Annotated in this window: 13 protein-coding genes; 8 read left to right on the top strand and 5 right to left on the bottom strand. The window is 62.7% G+C overall.

Going from position 1 to position 17,443, the window contains the following annotated elements; genetic code table 11:
• The first annotated feature begins 46 nt into the window (after positions 1-46).
• The 5 genes from N6L26_RS05495 (at position 47) to N6L26_RS05475 (ending at position 4,982) form a co-directional block, all read left to right on the top strand.
• Positions 47-871 carry an LD-carboxypeptidase gene (locus N6L26_RS05495; protein ID WP_263607040.1) on the top strand — a complete coding sequence of 275 codons (825 nt, stop codon included), beginning with the start codon at positions 47-49 and terminating at the stop codon, positions 869-871.
• Positions 872-893: 22 nt separating this feature from the next.
• On the top strand, positions 894-1,832 hold the full coding sequence (fabD, locus tag N6L26_RS05490) for an ACP S-malonyltransferase (RefSeq protein WP_263607039.1): 939 nt from the start codon (positions 894-896) through the stop codon (positions 1,830-1,832).
• A complete protein-coding gene (fabG, locus tag N6L26_RS05485; protein WP_263607259.1) occupies positions 1,832-2,584 on the top strand; it encodes a 3-oxoacyl-[acyl-carrier-protein] reductase in 753 nt (250 codons plus the stop codon). The genes fabD and fabG overlap by 1 nt, the downstream gene beginning before the upstream one ends.
• Before the next feature lie 147 nt (positions 2,585-2,731).
• Positions 2,732-3,856, top strand: coding sequence for a DNA polymerase III subunit beta (dnaN, locus tag N6L26_RS05480; protein WP_263607038.1), 1,125 nt, complete (start codon positions 2,732-2,734; stop codon positions 3,854-3,856).
• 55 nt (positions 3,857-3,911) lie between these two features.
• A complete protein-coding gene (locus tag N6L26_RS05475) occupies positions 3,912-4,982 on the top strand; it encodes a DUF2855 family protein (RefSeq protein WP_263607037.1) in 1,071 nt (356 codons plus the stop codon).
• Here N6L26_RS05475 and N6L26_RS05470 read toward each other — a convergent pair.
• The 4 genes from N6L26_RS05470 to N6L26_RS05455 all read right to left on the bottom strand — a co-directional run bounded on the left by N6L26_RS05470 (position 4,979) and on the right by N6L26_RS05455 (position 10,808).
• Complete coding sequence (locus N6L26_RS05470; RefSeq protein WP_263607036.1) at positions 4,979-5,989, bottom strand: zinc-dependent alcohol dehydrogenase family protein; 1,011 nt, start codon at positions 5,987-5,989, stop codon at positions 4,979-4,981. The two genes, N6L26_RS05475 and N6L26_RS05470, sit on opposite strands and share 4 nt — an antisense overlap.
• Positions 5,986-7,737: an N-acyl-D-amino-acid deacylase family protein gene (locus N6L26_RS05465; RefSeq protein ID WP_263607035.1), complete on the bottom strand. Its 1,752-nt coding sequence runs from the start codon at positions 7,735-7,737 to the stop codon at positions 5,986-5,988. The genes N6L26_RS05470 and N6L26_RS05465 overlap by 4 nt, the downstream gene beginning before the upstream one ends.
• Positions 7,738-7,798: 61 nt before the next feature.
• Positions 7,799-9,286 carry an MFS transporter gene (locus N6L26_RS05460; protein ID WP_263607034.1) on the bottom strand — a complete coding sequence of 496 codons (1,488 nt, stop codon included), beginning with the start codon at positions 9,284-9,286 and terminating at the stop codon, positions 7,799-7,801.
• Positions 9,287-9,497: 211 nt separating this feature from the next.
• Positions 9,498-10,808, bottom strand: a complete 1,311-nt coding sequence (locus N6L26_RS05455) for an FAD-dependent oxidoreductase (RefSeq protein ID WP_263607033.1) — start codon at positions 10,806-10,808, stop codon at positions 9,498-9,500.
• Positions 10,809-10,991: 183 nt separating this feature from the next.
• Between N6L26_RS05455 and N6L26_RS05450 the strand changes: the two genes are divergently transcribed.
• The 3 genes from N6L26_RS05450 (at position 10,992) to N6L26_RS05440 (ending at position 15,555) form a co-directional block, all read left to right on the top strand.
• Entirely contained in the window at positions 10,992-13,211 is a 2,220-nt protein-coding gene (locus N6L26_RS05450) for an EAL domain-containing protein (protein ID WP_263607032.1), read from the top strand.
• Between the two features lie 96 nt (positions 13,212-13,307).
• Positions 13,308-15,143, top strand: coding sequence for a translation elongation factor 4 (gene lepA / locus N6L26_RS05445; protein ID WP_263607031.1), 1,836 nt, complete (start codon positions 13,308-13,310; stop codon positions 15,141-15,143).
• 85 nt (positions 15,144-15,228) lie between these two features.
• Complete coding sequence (locus tag N6L26_RS05440) at positions 15,229-15,555, top strand: DUF6481 family protein (protein ID WP_263607030.1); 327 nt, start codon at positions 15,229-15,231, stop codon at positions 15,553-15,555.
• A gap of 212 nt (positions 15,556-15,767) precedes the next feature.
• Here N6L26_RS05440 and N6L26_RS05435 read toward each other — a convergent pair whose 3' ends face one another.
• Positions 15,768-17,441, bottom strand: coding sequence for an ATP-binding protein (locus N6L26_RS05435; protein ID WP_263607029.1), 1,674 nt, complete (start codon positions 17,439-17,441; stop codon positions 15,768-15,770).
• Between the last annotated feature and the right edge of the window lie 2 nt (positions 17,442-17,443).

Genomic DNA, 17,443 nt, shown 5'->3' with positions numbered 1-17,443 from the left:
CAGCTATTGAGTTGTGCCGCGCGATACAAGCACGCTAGCAGGGCGCATGGTCAGAATTGCGATCTGCGCCCCCGGAAAGCGGTTGAAGCGCGAACGGGCCGAGGCGGTCGAAGCGCTGGTGGCTGAGCGTAGCGATATCTCGTTGCACTTCCACGAACAGTGCTTTGCCGAAGACGGGCATTTCGCCGGTAGCGACGAAGTGCGGCTCGCCGCGCTGCTCGACTGCGCCAACGATCCCGGTTTCGATGCCGTATGGTTCGCGATGGGCGGCTATGGCTCCAACCGCATCGCCGCGCAGGCGGTCGCGCAAATGAACGAGGTGGCGCGGACCAAATCCTATCTCGGCTATTCGGACACCGGCTTCCTGCTCGCCGCGCTCTACAAGCATGGTATCGGCCGCGTGGCGCATGGCCCGCTGGCGGGTGACGTGCGACGCGAGGGCGGGACACAGGCGGTCGAACGCGCGCTCGACTGGTTCATGGGCGGGGAGGGCGGTCTCGAACCCGGTCTCGATGCGCGCCCCGCGGTGGCTTTCAACCTGGCCACGCTGGCGATGCTGGTCGGCACCGAGCTTGCCCCCGACCTGTCGGGCCATGTCGTGCTGATCGAGGAAGTGGCCGAACATCTCTATGCGGTCGACCGGCTGCTGTTCCATGTGACGCAGCACCTCGGTGGCATTGCGGGCCTGCGCCTTGGCCGGATCAGCGATATCCCCGAGAACGATCGCCCCTTCGGCAGCGACGAGGTGGCGATCGCGCAGGACTGGTGCCAGCGGAGCGGCATTCCCTATCTCGGCCGGGCGGATATCGGGCACGATGCTGCCAACAAGATTGTCCCCTTCGGGCTTGAGGCGCGCGCCGCGCGCGCCTAGGCGCGGCGGCGAGGAGAATTACATGACTGCATTCATCTTTCCCGGTCAGGGAAGCCAGAAAGTCGGCATGGGCGCCGACCTCGCCGATGCCAGCGCGCATGCCCGCGCGGTGTTCGAAGAGGTCGACGAGGCGCTCAAGCAGAAGCTTTCGGCGCTGATGAAGGAAGGGCCGGAAAGCGAGTTGACCATGACCGCCAACGCCCAGCCCGCGATCATGGCCAATTCGGTCGCCACCGCCCGCGTGCTCGAAAAGGAATTCGGGATCGCTCTCGCGCAAAGCGCCGATTGCGTTGCGGGCCATTCGCTTGGCGAATACAGTGCCTTGTGCGCCGCCGGGGCGTTCTCGCTGACCGATACGGCCAAACTGCTGCGCCTGCGCGGCATCGCCATGCAGGATGCCGTGCCCATCGGCGTCGGCGCGATGGCGGCGCTGCTCGGTGCGGATATCGAAAAGGCCACCGCGCTCGCCGAGGCGGCTGCCGAGGGGCAGGTCTGCGAAGTCGCCAATGACAACGACCCGACGCAGGTGGTTATCTCCGGCCATGCCGAGGCGATCGACCGCGCGATCGAAATGGCCAAGGATCACGGCATCAAGCGCGGCATCAAGCTGCCCGTTTCGGCGCCGTTCCACTGTTCGCTGATGGGTCCGGCCGCGTTGCGCATGAAGAATGCGCTCGAGGCGACCCCGCCGCAGGCTTTCTCCGTGCCGCTGTACGCCAATGTCACCGCCGCGCGCGTCACCGACCCGGCGGAGGAACAGGCGCTGCTGGTCGAACAGATCACCGGCCGCGTCCGCTGGCGCGAAAGCGTGCTGGCGATGCGTGAAGCCGGGATCGAACGCTTCGTCGAAGTGGGCGGCAAGGTGCTTGCCCCCATGGTGGGCCGCATCGACAAGGAGGCGACCACGGTCAGCCTCGTCACCATGGAAGACCTCGAGAATTTCGCCAAGGAGAACGCATGATGTTCAGCCTCGAAGGCAAGACCGCCCTTGTCACCGGTGCGAGCGGCGGGATCGGTTCGTCGATCGCCTATGCCCTGGCCAAGCAGGGCGCGCGCCTGGCGCTGTCGGGCTCCAATGGCGACAAGCTGCGCGCCTTCCGCGAACAGCTCAACGACGAATTCGGCCACGACCATGTCGAGATCACCTGCGACCTGTCGAACACGACGCAGGTCGAGGAACTGATCCCGGCCACCGTCGATACGCTCGGTTCGATGGACATCCTCGTCAACAATGCCGGCATTACCCGCGACAACCTCGCGATGCGGATGAAGGATGACGAATGGGACCAGGTCATCCGGATCAATCTCGAGGCGAGCTTTCGCCTGATGCGCGCGAGCGCGCGGCCGATGATGAAGGCCAGGGGTGGGCGGATCATCTCGATCACCAGCGTCGTCGGCCATACCGGCAATCCGGGGCAGATGAACTATGTCGCTGCCAAATCGGGCCTGACCGGCATGTCGAAGAGCCTCGCGCAGGAACTGGCCAGCCGGAACATCACCGTGAACTGCGTCGCTCCCGGCTTCATCCGCACCGCGATGACCGAAGCGCTGACCGACGACCAGAAGGCGGCGATCAACGGCCGCATTCCGATGGGCCGGATGGGCGAGGGCGACGAGATCGGCGCTGCGGTGGCCTACCTTGCGAGCGACGAGGCCGCCTATGTCACGGGCCAGACGCTCCATGTGAATGGCGGCATGGCGATGATGGGCTGATTCCGCCCACTTTTCCCCAAGGAATTGCGGCGCCGCGGCGTCCGGCCTTGCCCCCCAAGCCCGCCCCGCTAGGGTGACTATCCGTATTCCGGCGCTGGTGGGGCGATTCCGGCCTGCCAGGCGCCCAAAAGGGACGAAAGTAGGACCATGAAGGCCACCATCGAACGCGCGACGCTGCTGCGTTGTCTCAGCCACGTGCAGTCGGTCGTAGAACGCCGTAACACCATCCCCATCCTCTCCAACGTGCTGATCGAGGCCAAAGGCGACAATTCGCTTAAGGTCATGGCGACCGATCTCGATCTGCAGGTGGTCGAGCATATGGATGCCAGCGTCGACAGTGCGGGCGCGATCACGGTGTCGGCGCACTTGCTGTTCGACATTGCGCGCAAGCTGCCCGAAGGGTCGCAGGTCAGCCTCGAAGCGGCGGAAAACCGCATGGCGATCAACGCCGGGCGCAGCCGCTTCTCGCTGCCCACGCTGCCGCGCGACGATTTCCCCGTCATCGTCGAAGGCGATCTGCCGACCAGTTTCGAACTGCCCGCCAAGACGCTGGCCGAACTGATCGACCGCACCCGCTTCGCGATCTCGACCGAAGAGACCCGCTACTATCTCAACGGTATCTTCTTCCACGTCTCGGACGACAATGAACCCGTGCTCCGGGCGGCTGCCACCGATGGCCACCGCCTCGCGCGTTTCACCTTGCCGCGTCCGGCCGGTGCGGAAGGCATGCCCGATGTCATCGTGCCGCGCAAAGCCGTGGCCGAATTGCGCAAGCTGCTCGACGAATCGCTCGACGGAAATGTCCAGATCGACCTGTCCGCCAGCAAGATCCGCTTCAAGCTTGGCGGGACGGGCGGGGTGGTCCTGACCAGCAAGCTGATCGACGGCACCTTCCCGGATTATTCGCGCGTTATCCCAACGGGTAACGACAAGCTGTTGAGGCTCGATCCGAAGAGCTTCCACGAGGGCGTCGACCGTGTCGCAACGATCGCCACCGAGAAGACCCGTGCGGTCAAGATGGGGCTCGACAAGGACAAGGTAACGCTCACCGTTACCAGTCCTGACAACGGCACCGCGACCGAGGAAGTGCCCGCCGAATATTCGTCCGACGGGTTCGAGATCGGCTTCAACGCGGGCTATCTCAAGGACATCCTCAACCAGATCGATGCCGATACGGTGGAGATCCACCTGGCCGATGCTGGCGCCCCGACGCTGATCCGCAAGGACGAGAATTCGCCCGCGCTGTACGTGCTGATGCCGATGCGGGTTTAATCGCTCGCATTCGCATCGGCGGGGCGGTAGCCTCGCTCTGCAAGGAGAGGTGCGAATGCAGCAGGTTCATGTCCGCAAGGATGCAATTGCCAAGACCGAACTGGTCGAAGGCGAACAGGGCGAGTTGGCCGCAGGCGCCATCCGCCTCGCGATCGAGAGCTTCTCGGTCACCGCCAACAATGTGACCTATGCGGTCGTTGGCGACGGTTTCGGCTATTGGAACTTCTTTCCTGCTCCCGAAGGCATGGGCATCGTGCCGATGTGGGGGCATGCGCGGGTGATCGAAAGCAACCACCCCGATGTGGCGGTTGGCGAGCGGGTCTATGGCTACCTGCCCATGGCGACGCATCTCGATGTCGTGCCCGGCAAGCTTTCTGCGAGCGGTTTCACCGACATGGCCGAGCATCGCCAGCCGATGAGCCCGATCTACAACCAGTATTCCCGGCTCGCCGCCGATCCCGAGCATGACCCTTCGCGTGAGGGCGAGCGGATGATCTTCGGGCCGCTGTTCAAGACCGGCTTCCTGATCGAATATTTCATGCGCTCGCAAGACTGGTTCGGTGCGCAGCAATTGGTCATCACCAGCGCCTCGTCAAAGACCGCGATGGGTCTGGCGAGCGTGGCCAAGCATCGTTCGCCCGACGTGCGGCGGGTGGGGCTGACCTCGGCGGGCAATGTCGCATTTGTCGAGGCGAGCGAGCTGTACGACGAGGTGATCGCCTATGACCGCGTTGGCGAGGTCACCCAAGAGCCGAGCGTGGCGGTCGATTTCGCGGGCAATGCCGGCCTCCTGCGCGAGATCCACGAACAGCTGGGCGAGGTGTTGCAATACTCCTGCCTCGTCGGGGCGACGCATATCGACGAACGGGGCGGGGGCAGCGCAGAGCTTCCCGGGCCGACGCCCACGCTGTTCTTCGCGCCCGATCACGCGGTGGCGCTGTTCAAGGACCTCGGCCCCGAGGAGGCGGGCAAGCAGATGGCGGCCAGCTGGCGCGCATTCCTTGCCGATGCGGGTGACAGCGTAACCATCGAACGGCTCGCGGGCCTCGCCGCCGCGCGCGACATGTTCGCCGCCATGGCCGGCGGCAGCGTCGATCCCGCAAGGGGGATCGTGATCGAGCCCTAGATCTCGACCGCGATCTTGCCGAAGTGGCCGCCGCTTTCCTGGTGGCGGAAAGCATCGGCGAGGTTTTCAAGCGTGAATGTATCGCTGATCTCGGGTTTCAACCCGTTCGCCTCGATCGCCGCGACCATATCCTGCTGCATCTTGCGGCTGCCCACGGTCAGGCCCTGCACCTTGAGGTTCTTGGAGAACAGCAGCGCGGTCTGCACCGGACCGGCAAAACCGGCCAGCACGCCGATCAGCGCGACATGCCCGCTCACGCGGCTCGCCAGCATCGACTGGTCGAGCGTGCCCGCACCGCCGATCTCGACCACGCAATCGACCCCGCGGCCGCCGGTGATCTCCAGCGCCTTGGGCCCCCAGGCCTGCACTTCCTTGTAATTGATCAGATGGTCGGCACCGAGCGCCTTCACCCGCTCGAGCTTCTCGTCCGAGGAGCTGGTGGCGATCACCGTCGCGCCCGCCGTCTTGGCAAACTGAAGCGCGAAGATCGACACGCCGCCGGTACCCTGGACCAGCACCGTGTCACCGGGTTTGAGCGTATAATCGACGAACAAAGCCCGCCACGCGGTCAGCCCGGCGCAGGTCAGCGTGGCCGCTTCGGCATGGCTGAAACCCTTGGGCGCACGGGTGAACCAGTGCGTCGGCGCGGTAACCGCTTCGCGCGCATAGCCGTCGATCCCGTCACCCGGCACGCGGGTGAACGCGCTGGTCGGCGGAGACCCGTCGAGCCAGTCGGGAAAGAAGGTGCTGACGACGCGATCGCCCACGGCGAATTCGGTCACGCCTTCGCCCACCGCGGTGACCACGCCCGCACCATCGGACATCGGGATGCGGCCTTGCGGGGTCGGGATCATGCCCTTGACCACCGCATAGTCGTGATAGTTGAGCGAGCTGGCCTTCAACCCGACCGTAATTTCGCCGGGTCCGGGCGCGGCCGCATCGTCGATGTCGCAATATTCGAGCGCGTCGAGGGTGGACGGGGCCGCGCCCGTACGAATGGCTTTCATTCGGCTGCCTCCAGCAGTTCGACCCGCTGCGGGCCGCGGATCAGGCCCCCGGGCGCTTCGCCGGTCCATTCACCTTCGCGGAAGGTGACCGTGCCATTCTTGATCGTGGCGACATAGCCTTCGGCCTTTTGCAACAGCCGCTTGCCGCCTGCAGGCAGGTCGAAGGCCAGCCACGGCTTGCCGAGTTTGAGCCGGTCCATGTCGATGATGTTGAGATCGGCGAGATAGCCCGGCGCGAGCACGCCGCGATCCTCGAGCCCGTAAAGCCGGGCGGTGTCGTTGCACTGGCGCTTGATCGCGTTTTCCAGGCTGATCGTGCCGCGCGCACGGTCGCGCACCCAGTGTTGCAGCATGAAGGTGGGCGATGCGGCATCGCAGATCGTGCCGCAATGTGCGCCGCCATCGGACAGCGAATTCACCGTGTCGTCAGCGTGCTGCAGGTCCTTCAGGAAATCGAGATTGCCATCGGCGTAATTGAGGATGGGCAGGTAGATGAAGCCCTTGCCCTCGTCGCGGCAGAGCAGCTCATAGGCATATTCATCGCCGGACATGCCCGCGGCCTTGGCGCGTTCGAGAATGCTTTCGTCCGCAGTTGGTTCGTAATTGAAGTCCGGGTCCATCTCGAACTGCATGTTCCAGCCGCCGCAGACGACCATGATCAGCCCCATGATGTCCTGGTTGACCTCGGAAAAGTCATGCTGCTCGGCGATCAGGCGCGCCTTGAACTCGGGATCCATCAGCTTTGCGCGCTGCTCTTCCCACGGCAGATCCTCGACCTCCTTCCAGCTTGGCTTGAGGCGGAAGGGGTGGACGGTACCCTGCCACGCCATCACGATGCCGTTGCCACGCAGCGCAATCTGCGCGACGATATTGGCGCCATTGTCGTTCTCGGCGCGCATGCTTTCGATCTGCTCGTCGAGCGGCATTTCCTTGGCGATCGACTGGAGCGCTGCGAAGGTGACGGGCAGGCCGGTTTCGCGGCTCATCTGCCCCATCCAGCCGAACTCGTCCCATTCGCGCATCATGTCGCTGGCCATTTCGAACACCCCATGCCCGGCGCGGCCCATGGCGCGGCCGATCTCGACCAGTTCTTCGGCGGTGGCGGTGGTCCCGGGAACGACTTCGCCGCCGATATCGCGGTGCAGCACGGTGCGCGAGGTGGAGAAACCCAGCGCGCCCGCGCGTACGCCGTCTTCGACGATGCGGCTCATGGCGGCAATATCTTCGGCGGTCGGCACGGCTCCGGGACGCTCGCGGTCGCCCAGCACATAGGCGCGGACCGAACCATGCGGGACATGCGTGCCCACATCGACGGTGCGCGGCAGTTTCTCGAGCGCATCGAGATATTCGGGGAAGGTCTCCCAATCCCAGTTCATGCCTTCGGCCAGAGCGGTGCCCGGAATATCCTCGACGCCTTCCATCAGGCCGATCAGCCATTCGTGCTTGTCGGGCTTGGCGGGCGCGAAGCCAACGCCGCAATTGCCCATCACCACGGTGGTCACGCCGTGCCAACTCGAGGGGGCCATTTCCTGGTCCCAGGTCGCCTGCCCGTCGTAATGCGTGTGGATGTCGACAAAGCCGGGAGTAACCAGATGCCCCTGCGCGTCGATTTCCTCGGCGGCATCGCCGCTGACCTCGCCCACCTGGGCGATCAGGCCATCCTTGATGGCGATGTCGCCGGTAAAGCGGTCCTGGCCGGTGCCATCGACGATGGTCCCGTTGCGAATGATCAAATCATATGCGGGCATGTTTGTGCTCCTCTCTCCACGGAGGAAGGTTCCACATTGCAACCGATGAGTCCAGCGCAGACTAGGCGGCCCGGTCGGGCATCCTCACCGTCAGCAGTGCGGCAAGGCCGACAACGAACAGCAGGTGGATCGAGGTCATCCCGATTCGCTGGTCGCCCGACCACAGCGTGAACTGTTCGACCAGCAGCGGTCCCATCCACACGGTGATCGTCCCGGCAATGGCGTAGAGCCCGAAGAATTCGCCGCTGCGTCCCGGCGGGGCGAGGGTGACCAGCATGCTCCGGCTCGATGAAATGCTTGCCGTGGCGGTCACCGCGATGATGCTGATCAGCCCGAGATAGACGAGGTCCGACAGCGTGCGGAAGACCAACCCATCCCACACCACGAAATTTTCGACCTGCCCGAGAAACAGGCTGTCGCGCGTGATGCTGAGCTGGACCAGCCCGACGACGATCATCGCGAGGATTTCCAGCGCCAGCGCACGTTTCACGCCGACCTTCCCTTCCAGCCACCCGCCAAAGATGCCGCCACAGAAGGCGCAGGCGCTGGCGAAGATCGCGTAACACAGCATTTCAAGGAAGTTCCAGCCGAGGAACAGCGCGACATAGACCGCGCCGAGCGCCAGCAGCGCGGCCATGGCGTCGGCATAGAACATGCGCGCCACCAGAAAGGTCATAAGCTGGCGGTATTGCGCTGCCTCGCGCACCGTGCGCCAAACGCTACGCGCGCCATCGCGGAATGCCGCAATCCAGCTTGCCCCCGGAACACCCGGATCGCGGGCATTGCGGAAGAAAGGGATCGAGAACAGCACCAGCCAGACCGCGCAGATCGGGCCGACCATGCGGGCATGTTCGAAGCTCGCTAGGTCGACGCCGAATTGCGGGACTGCGAAGGGCCAGCCGATCATCGCGGGCAGGACGAACAACAATGCGATGGCGATGAAGATCAACGTCGCGGCAAGATTGCCCAAGCCAAGGCCGAGACCCGAGATCATCGCCAGCCGTCGCGGCTCACCGGCGACGCTGAGCATCGCGTTATGCGTGACCTCGGAATAAGTGAAGCTGACATAGGCGACGACCAGCAGCGCCATGATCATCGGCACCGGCAGGCCCGCACCGCCTGGCATGGCAAACCACAGTAGCGCCGAGCAGATCGCGATCGAGCCGAGGAAAATAACGAGAATCGGCTTGAGCCGCCCCCCGCGATCGAGCGCCGCGCCAAGGAAGGGCGCAGTCAGGGCAGCGATGATCCCGGCCCATTTGGTGACCGAGGCGATCGTGGCCTGGCCTTGCGCATTGGCCGCGGCCAATGCCGCCTCGGGCTCCATCGCGTCGAGTGTGCCGCTGGCCAGCAAATCCGCACCGATGATGTCGCGCGCGAAATAGGGCGCGAAAATGTAGATGACGACGAGAACGTAATAGGGATTGCGGGCCCATTCGAAGACCGCCCAGGCAAAGCCGGTCCGGCCCAGTGCGCCACCTTCGCCGGAGGTCGGGCGGATGGATTGATGGGAGAGCGGATTGGCAGCCAGCGCCGGATCCCCGGCCACCTAGCTGGCACTCCCCGAACAAATATCCACACCTTTCGGTGTGGCCGCATTCTCCCGCGCCGGTTGGCCATGTGGGCCGCAGCCGCCGGTGTGCCGCGCAGCTTCGCTGTCGAGCCTGGTCATGTTCGAGGGTCTCTCCGCTGATTTTCTTATGGTATAGATGCGACCGCGGCGGTTCATGCTGCGGCGAGGCGAATTAGGCAAGCGTGGCTTATTCCCCGCGGGCAGCGATCATGCTGGCGATATCGACGAATTTTTCACGCGGGGCACCGGTGCGGGCAGCCGCGACCTCGGCTTCCTCGATCTTCTGCCAGTCGCGAAAGGTCACCACGTCGAGGTCGCGCTCGCGGGCGAGCTGGTCGAACCCGTCGCGTCCGGCTCTGTCCGAGTCAGCGCCGATGTCCGCGTCCACGATATCGATCACCGCATAGCCATCGGGCCGGTTGGTGCCGATCGTGCCGCTGGGGCCGCGCTTGGCCCAACCGACGCAGTAAAGGCCGGGTTCGATCCGCCCCTCGTCATTGGCGAAGCGACCGGCGCGCTCGTCGAAGGGGACGCCGGGTATCGGGGATGTCTGATAGCCGATGCATGTCACTACCAGATCGGCCGGCAGGCGGTAGGTCTCGCCCGTGCCCGTCGCACGGCCGTCCTCGATCACGGTCCGCTCTACCTCGACGCCGGTGACCGTGCCGTTCTCGCTCACGATCGCCTGCGGACTGGCATAGAAATCGAACGCGATCGTGAGCGGCTTTTCGCTGCTTGCCGCGGCGGGAAGGGCGGCAAATTCGCGCAGCAGGGTAACCGATTTACGCTGGCCCGGCTCGAGTGCGGCATCGTCATCGACCGGCGGCAGGTCGGCTTCATCGACTTGCGGGCAGGCGCGTTCGAGATGCAGCAGTTCGCCCAGTTCCTTGGGCGTCATCATGATCTGATGCGGCCCGCGACGTCCAAGGATGGTGATCGTCTCGATAGAGCTGGCGCGCAGGGAGCCGAGCGCATGGGTGACGATATCCGATCCCGCGAACTCGCTTTCGGTCTTGGCGAGGATGCGTGCGACGTCGAGCGCGACATTGCCCATCCCGATCACGATTACATGCTTGCCCGATAGCTGCGGTTCGAGCGCGGCGAATTCGGGGTGGCCATTGTACCAGCCGACGAAGGCCGCACTGCCAATGACGTTGTCCGCTTCGGCACCGGCAATCGGCAGCGCGCGGTCGACCGGCGCCCCGGTGGCCAGCACCACCGCATCGTAAAGCTCGCCCAGTTCGGCAATCGTGATGTCTTCGCCCACCGCGACATTGCCGACGAACCGGACGGTGTCGCCGATCGCGGTCTTTTCATAGCGACGCGCGACGGCCTTGATCGATTGGTGGTCGGGGGCGACCCCGGTGCGGATCAGCCCGAAGGGCACGGGAAGTTTGTCGAACACGTCGATGCGGGCGTCCTCGCCCCATTTCTTGACCGCTGCTTCGGCCGTGTAATAGCCCGCCGGGCCCGACCCCACGATCGCAATGTGCCGCATGTCCTTCTCCCACAAGACGGGCAATCCATGCACGTGCACCCGCTGGCTGGCAACCCGATGCGGACAGCCGTAAACCCCCGGAAAACATGGTTAGCCGCCTGTTAAGGTACATTTGCTATGATTGGCCTTCGCCGGGGGGCACCGGACTGCACCCCCGGGCAATCAATCGGAGCAACAATACACATGGCAGGGTTCTTCTCGCGATCGGTGCGGGCAACGGCGGACGAGGACGCGGGGTCGGACGAGGCACCGCTGCGCCCCATCGCCGCTTCCGATGCCGTCCGCCGGGTTGAACTGCTCGACAGTTTCGAGGCTGCCGGGCTTGGCTGGTTCTGGGCCACCGATGCGCAAGGACGCCTCATCTATCTGTCGGACAATGCCTCCGAGAAGCTGGGCTGGTCGGATGGCGAGGCGATCGGCAAACCGCTGGGCGAATTGTTTATTCCCGAACGGTTCGATGATCCGAACAAGACCCAGCGCCCGCTTGTCTTCCTGCTGAGCGCGCGCAATTCGATCAGCGGGCTCAATGTCCGGCTGGCTTTCACCAAAGAGGAAGTCTGGTGGGAAATCGCCGGAAAACCGCAATTCGACGAGAAGGGCCGTTTCACCGGTTATCGCGGTAGCGCCAGGGATGTCACTGCCAGTCGCGAAAGCGATCTCAATGCCGAACGGGTCGCGCAATTCGATCCGCTGACCGGCCTCGCCAATCGCGAACGCCTGACTACGCGGCTGACCGAGACGCTCACCTCCTATCGCAATTCCAAACGCGCCTGTGCGCTGCTGACGCTCGATCTGGACCGGTTCAAGCAGATCACCGACACCATGGGCCAGCAGGGCGGCGACGAACTGCTCAAGCAGGTGGCGGCGCGGCTCGAACAGATCGTCGATAGCGAGGGCGAGATCGGCCATCTGGGTGGCGGTAAGTTCCAGATCGTTCAGCCCGATGTCGACGATCGCGGCGCGCTCGGCGAGCTTGGACAGCGCCTCATCCAGGCATTGTCGCAGCCCTATTCGATCGATGGCGCACGTGCGATCATCGGGGCGTCGATCGGCGTAGCCATCGCACCCTATGACGGGCTCGATACCAAGGAACTGGTTACCGCTGCCGATCTGGCGCTCTATGCAGCCAAGGGCGGCGGGCGCGGCCAGTACCGGTTCTATTCGAGCGACCTCAAAAACAGCGTTCAAGAACGACGCCGGGTCGAGGAGGATCTGCGCGACGCGATTGCCAATGGCCAGATTTCGATGCACTACCAGCCGGTCGTCTGCGCCAAGACCTACAAAGTGCAGTCCTGCGAGGCGCTGATGCGGTGGGACCATCCAGAGAATGGCGATGTCCCGCCCGCGGTTTTTATCCCGGTAGCCGAGGATATCGGGATCATCAGGGAGATGGGGGAGTGGGCGCTCAATGAGGTGTGCCGCCAGGCCAAGCAATGGCCGGTCGAGCTGCGGGTCGCGGTCAATGTATCGCCCATGCAGTTCGCACATGACGATTTTGCGCAGACTGTCCGGAACGCCCTGACCAATAGCGGTCTCGACGCCGCGCGCCTTGAACTAGAGATCACCGAAAACGTGTTCCTCGGCGATATCGGCCGCGCGCAGGGGATGTTCGCCGAACTCAAGGAACTGGGCGTCAATCTCGCGCTCGACGATTTCGGCTCGGGCTACAGCTCGCTGAGCTATCTGCGCACTGCGTCGTTCGACACGATCAAGATCGACCAGGGCTTTGTTCGCGGGGCCACCGAGGAAGGGAATAACAACGCCGCGATTCTTACCGCGATCGTCGGTCTTGCCGATGCGCTGGGCATGGAAACGGTAGCCGAGGGGGTCGAGGCCAGGGACGAACTCGAACTCGTTACCCAACGCGGCGCGACGCTGGTCCAGGGCTTCATCTTCGCCCGCCCGATGCCAAACGAGGATTTCGTCGACCGGCTGGCCAATGGGCAGCAGACCTACGAGGCGCGGGGGCCGGCCAAATATCGCGCCGCGCGCAAGACCGTGTTCCGCCGGATCGGGCTGATCCACGAGGACAATCGCTACAAGGTCGTGATGCGCAACCTGTCGAAGACGGGCGCGATGATCGAGGGCTTGCTCGAAGTGCCGCTGGGCACGCAGGTGGTGCTCGATCTTGGCGGCGGGCAGCTGGCGGTGGCAACGGTGCGGCGCTCGAAGGGGGCGCTGCAAGGCGTCGAGTTCGAGAACCCACTCATTAGCGACGGCGCCGAGGGGCTGTGTACGCGCCACCGCGTCTCGCCCTACCAGATCGAGGCTGCGGGGCGTCCGCTCGCCGCATTGCCGCAGGATCCCTATTCGCTGATCATGGGCGAGCAGGAGGGTGCCGGCTCACCCAGGCAGTTCGTCGAGGTCGAAGTCGGGACACCCAAACCGGGCACAGGTTACTGACCCCGCGAGGATACGGTGCTTGGCGAGTTAGTCTCCCCCGGCTAAGGCGCGCGCAAGGCATTCTGTGTGCCGCCTTTTTCCGCTTAAGCAGTTTGTATGACCGACCTCACAAAAATACGCAATTTCAGTATCATCGCCCATATCGACCATGGCAAGTCGACGCTTGCCGACCGGCTGATCCAGCATTGCGGCGGGCTGACCGATCGCGAGATGTCCGAGCAAGTCCTTGATAACATGGACATTGAGAAGGAGCGCGGCATCACGATCAAGGCGCAGACGGTGCGCCTCAACTACACCGCCAAGGATGGCGAGACCTATGAGCTCAACCTCATGGACACGCCCGGCCATGTCGACTTCGCCTATGAAGTCTCGCGCTCCCTCGCCGCGTGCGAAGGCGCGCTGCTGGTGGTCGATGCCGCGCAAGGCGTCGAGGCGCAGACGCTTGCCAATGTCTACCAGTCGATCGAGCACGACCACGAGATCCTCCCCGTCATCAACAAGATCGACCTCCCCGCCGCCGAACCGCAGCGTGTGGCCGAGGAAATCGAGGAAATCGTCGGCATCGAGGCCACCGGCACCTGGCAGGAGGGCGGCGCGGTGCTCACCAGCGCCAAGTCGGGCATCGGCATCGAAGACACGCTCGAGGCGCTCGTCGCACGCATCCCGTCCCCCACGGGCGACCGCGACGCCCCGCTGAAAGCCATGCTGGTCGACTCATGGTACGACCCCTATCTCGGCGTGGTCATCCTCGTCCGCGTGATGGACGGCGCGATCAAGAAGGGCCTCAACGTCAAATTCATGCAGGGCGGCACGCAGCACCTGATCGACCGCGTCGGCTGCTTCACCCCCAAGCGCACCGACCTGCCCGAACTCGGCCCGGGCGAGATCGGCTTCATCACCGCGCAGATCAAGGAAGTCGAACAGGCGCGCGTCGGCGACACGATCACCACGGTGAAGGGCGGGGCGGAGAAGGCGCTGCCCGGCTACAAGGAAGTCCAGCCGGTGGTGTTCTGCGGGCTGTTCCCCGTCGATGCCGCCGATTTCGAGAAACTGCGCGAGAGCATCGGCAAGCTGCGGCTCAACGATGCCAGCTTCAGCTTCGAGGCCGAAAGCAGCGCCGCGCTGGGCTTCGGCTTCCGCGCGGGCTTCCTCGGCCTGCTGCATCTCGAGATCATCCAGGAACGCCTCACGCGCGAATACGATCTCGACCTGATCACCACCGCCCCCTCGGTGGTCTATCGCATCCAGCTCAACAAGTCGCGGACCGACCCGGCGCAGGAGCTGATGCTGCACAACCCCGCCGACTATCCCGATCCCAGCCGTATCGAGCAGATCGAGGAGCCGTGGATCAAGGCGGTGATCTACACGCCCGACGAATATCTCGGCTCGATCCTCAAGCTGTGCCAGGACCGGCGCGGCATCCAGGTCGATCTGACCTATGTCGGCGGGCGCGCGCAGGTGACCTACGAATTGCCGCTCAACGAAGTGGTGTTCGATTTCTACGACCGCCTGAAATCGATCAGCCGCGGCTATGCCAGCTTCGACTATGAACAGATCGGCCTGCGCGAGGGCGACCTCGTCAAGATGAGCATCCTAGTGAACAACGAACCGGTCGATGCGCTGTCGATGATCGTCCACCGCGATGTCGCCGAAAGCCGCGGGCGCGGCATGTGCGAACGACTGAAGGACCTCATCCCGCGGCACCTGTTCAAGGTGCCCATCCAGGCGGCGATCGGCGGCAAGGTCATCGCGCGCGAAACCATCGCCGCGATGCGCAAGGACGTGACCGCCAAATGCTATGGCGGCGACATCAGCCGCAAGAAAAAGCTGCTCGAAAAGCAGAAGAAGGGCAAGGCCCGGATGCGCGAGTATGGCAATGTGAGTATCCCGCAGGAGGCGTTCATCGCCGCGCTGCGCATGGGCGAGGAATAGGCCCGCGCCCCCGGCGCCAGTGCTGTCCAGCCCCCATCAGCCCGCGGCTCACCCCGCCGGCCAACCAGAAAAGAGATTACCGCTTATGTCCGGATACAAGGACCCCAATCTGCAAGACCGCCTCGCCCTGGCGCAGAAGGCGCGCGAGCAGGCGCTGAAGAAGCTGGCCGACGCGCCCAAGCTCGACGAGGCGACGATTGCCAAGCGCAAGGCCGCACAGGAAGCGCGAGAAGCCGCCATCGCCGAAAAGAGCGCCGCCAAGCGCGCCGCGATCGCGCAGGCCAAGGCCGACAAACAGGCCGCCGCCAAGGCCAAGGCCGAAGCCGAGGCGGTCCCCGCACCAACCGAAGCGGAGTTGAAGGCCGCGCGCGACGCGAAATATGCGGCGCGGAAGAAGCGGAAGAAGGGGTAGGGGATTTTGCGGGCGCATGGAGCGATTGCCCCAGCAATCGTGGAGCGGCGCCCGACGGCGGGCGAGAGGTGCTCCGCGCGAAGACGCAAAGCGACGAAGAACGCGCGATCGCCTGAAGGGCGGCCTACCCCCGCGAAAGTGGCGGGCCACGTAACCATCCCGCAGGACGCGTCAATCGCCGCTCTGCTGATTGTGGGACAAGGAATAGGTTCCTAGGGTTCCATCTCGCTCAACAGCGTCTTTACCCGCCCCTTTATATTTTCGAAGGTAACGGTCAGATGCAATTTGGCGGGATCTGCCAATCGACTTGTATGCCCAACTGCATCGCGCACTGGTTTGTAGGCGGTTGCAGATTGAACCATTGGATTCACTTGACCGTCTTGAGCAGCGCCCCCTTCAGCACAAATAGCAAGCTCATTCATGCCCAGATAAAGCAAATCGTCGTCACCACGGCGAACGTCGAAGTTTATGTTAGCCCTTTGTTTTGCCTGCGTTTCTCTGGTGCGATATTTCGTAACCTCGCCTGTCACCGAGTTGTGAACGGCAATATCCTTCTCGCTCATGAATTTGCGGACCAAATTTTCTGACAAGAAGCAATCGATGTAAGCAGCCACGTTAAATTGTGCGTCGGGACGGATTTCATTCACCCACCCATCAACGGTATTTTTCTGCTCAGGTGGAAGGTCCTCGGTGAATTCCTCTTCGGCTGCTGAGACGAGGGCGGCGGCTTTTCTCTCCTTTTTCGTCCGGCGAGGATTTTCATCATCGCCTTCCTTGCCGATTTCTCCGCGAAATTTGTCCCAATCATCGAAGACCTTCGGCAGTAAGACCTTCTGTATGTATTCTAGGAGCTTTTTAAACTCCACGTCGTTTTCTACGATGCCCTCACGACTGCTTGTGAAAGGGTCCGCATTCTCGCGGTCGAGACCATCGAAATGTAGTTGCCCGTATATGTAGCTTTCGACAATTCGCTGGGTGGGAACATGCCTTATAACGTTTTTGTCTCTCACTCTCCCGTTGACGAAAAGATCGATAGTCACCCGTTCGTCCATCCCGTGTATCTTCGCATGTCTCGGTAATTCAACCGAAGCTATATATCCGGAAATCGCTAGGTCTGTGGTCAATTCTTCTTTGGGCCTCGCTAACTTGTCGAGCGTTCCCAAGTAATCATCGTCGTACCCGTTAATTGTCCACAAGAATTGTGTATTCTTGGAAAGATCCGCGAGGTCGTGGACTGCTATCTCCTCATCGTTCACGTAGATAGTGAAATTTGGATCAATCAGACTAAATTGAAAAGATAGGGCCAGGATTTTTCTGATGTAGCCATCAGTATTACTGAGAACGCGACCGGCTCCTTCAAAAACTATCGTGGTTCCATGTTTATCTCTTTCGAACACGTCTTCGATGAGATCGTAATCAAGTTGTTCCAACGGATACTGATCGGGGACTAGATCATTTTGAATCGCAGCATCAAGCTGCTCATTTATGATAACGCCGCCAGTATAAGGGGTGCCTTCGGTATGAGTGAAAATGGACACTTTATCTGCGCAAGATAAGAGGGCAAGCTTTCCAATACCTTTGGCGCCAATATAGGGCCTTCCTTTGACGCTTGCCATTCCCCCTTCTTTGCGTTTCGAATATCCAATCTTGAGAAACTTATTCTCAAAATCATCCGACGTCATTCCCACCCCATCATCCGAGATCATAAAACTGTCATTCTCTCGATCGATATCAATCCATACTCTCGTCGCGTCAGCGTCCCAAGAATTGGATATCGCTTCACCAAGAACAGTTACGAAATTCCGATAGAGGTTTCTACCCAAATGGTTGAGAACGCTGAGGGAAATCGCGAATTGATAGTCTTTTGCATCATGCTCTATGGCCATAG

It is taken from the genome of Qipengyuania sp. SS22 (assembly GCF_025736935.1).
GTDB lineage: Bacteria > Pseudomonadota > Alphaproteobacteria > Sphingomonadales > Sphingomonadaceae > Qipengyuania.
This window is presented reverse-complemented; position numbering and strand designations above follow the sequence as displayed.

What these genes read in the sequence shown, in the direction of transcription:
- N6L26_RS05495 (WP_263607040.1), top strand. Translation starts at nt 47, where the DNA reads ATGGTCAGAATTGCGATCTGCGCCCCCGGAAAGCGGTTGAAGCGCGAA.
- fabD (WP_263607039.1), top strand. Translation starts at nt 894, where the DNA reads ATGACTGCATTCATCTTTCCCGGTCAGGGAAGCCAGAAAGTCGGCATG.
- fabG (WP_263607259.1), top strand. Translation starts at nt 1,832, where the DNA reads ATGTTCAGCCTCGAAGGCAAGACCGCCCTTGTCACCGGTGCGAGCGGC.
- dnaN (WP_263607038.1), top strand. Translation starts at nt 2,732, where the DNA reads ATGAAGGCCACCATCGAACGCGCGACGCTGCTGCGTTGTCTCAGCCAC.
- N6L26_RS05475 (WP_263607037.1), top strand. Translation starts at nt 3,912, where the DNA reads ATGCAGCAGGTTCATGTCCGCAAGGATGCAATTGCCAAGACCGAACTG.
- N6L26_RS05470 (WP_263607036.1), bottom strand. Translation starts at nt 5,989, where the DNA reads ATGAAAGCCATTCGTACGGGCGCGGCCCCGTCCACCCTCGACGCGCTC.
- N6L26_RS05465 (WP_263607035.1), bottom strand. Translation starts at nt 7,737, where the DNA reads ATGCCCGCATATGATTTGATCATTCGCAACGGGACCATCGTCGATGGC.
- N6L26_RS05455 (WP_263607033.1), bottom strand. Translation starts at nt 10,808, where the DNA reads ATGCGGCACATTGCGATCGTGGGGTCGGGCCCGGCGGGCTATTACACG.
- N6L26_RS05450 (WP_263607032.1), top strand. Translation starts at nt 10,992, where the DNA reads ATGGCAGGGTTCTTCTCGCGATCGGTGCGGGCAACGGCGGACGAGGAC.
- lepA (WP_263607031.1), top strand. Translation starts at nt 13,308, where the DNA reads ATGACCGACCTCACAAAAATACGCAATTTCAGTATCATCGCCCATATC.
- N6L26_RS05440 (WP_263607030.1), top strand. Translation starts at nt 15,229, where the DNA reads ATGTCCGGATACAAGGACCCCAATCTGCAAGACCGCCTCGCCCTGGCG.
- N6L26_RS05435 (WP_263607029.1), bottom strand. Translation starts at nt 17,441, where the DNA reads ATGGCCATAGAGCATGATGCAAAAGACTATCAATTCGCGATTTCCCTC.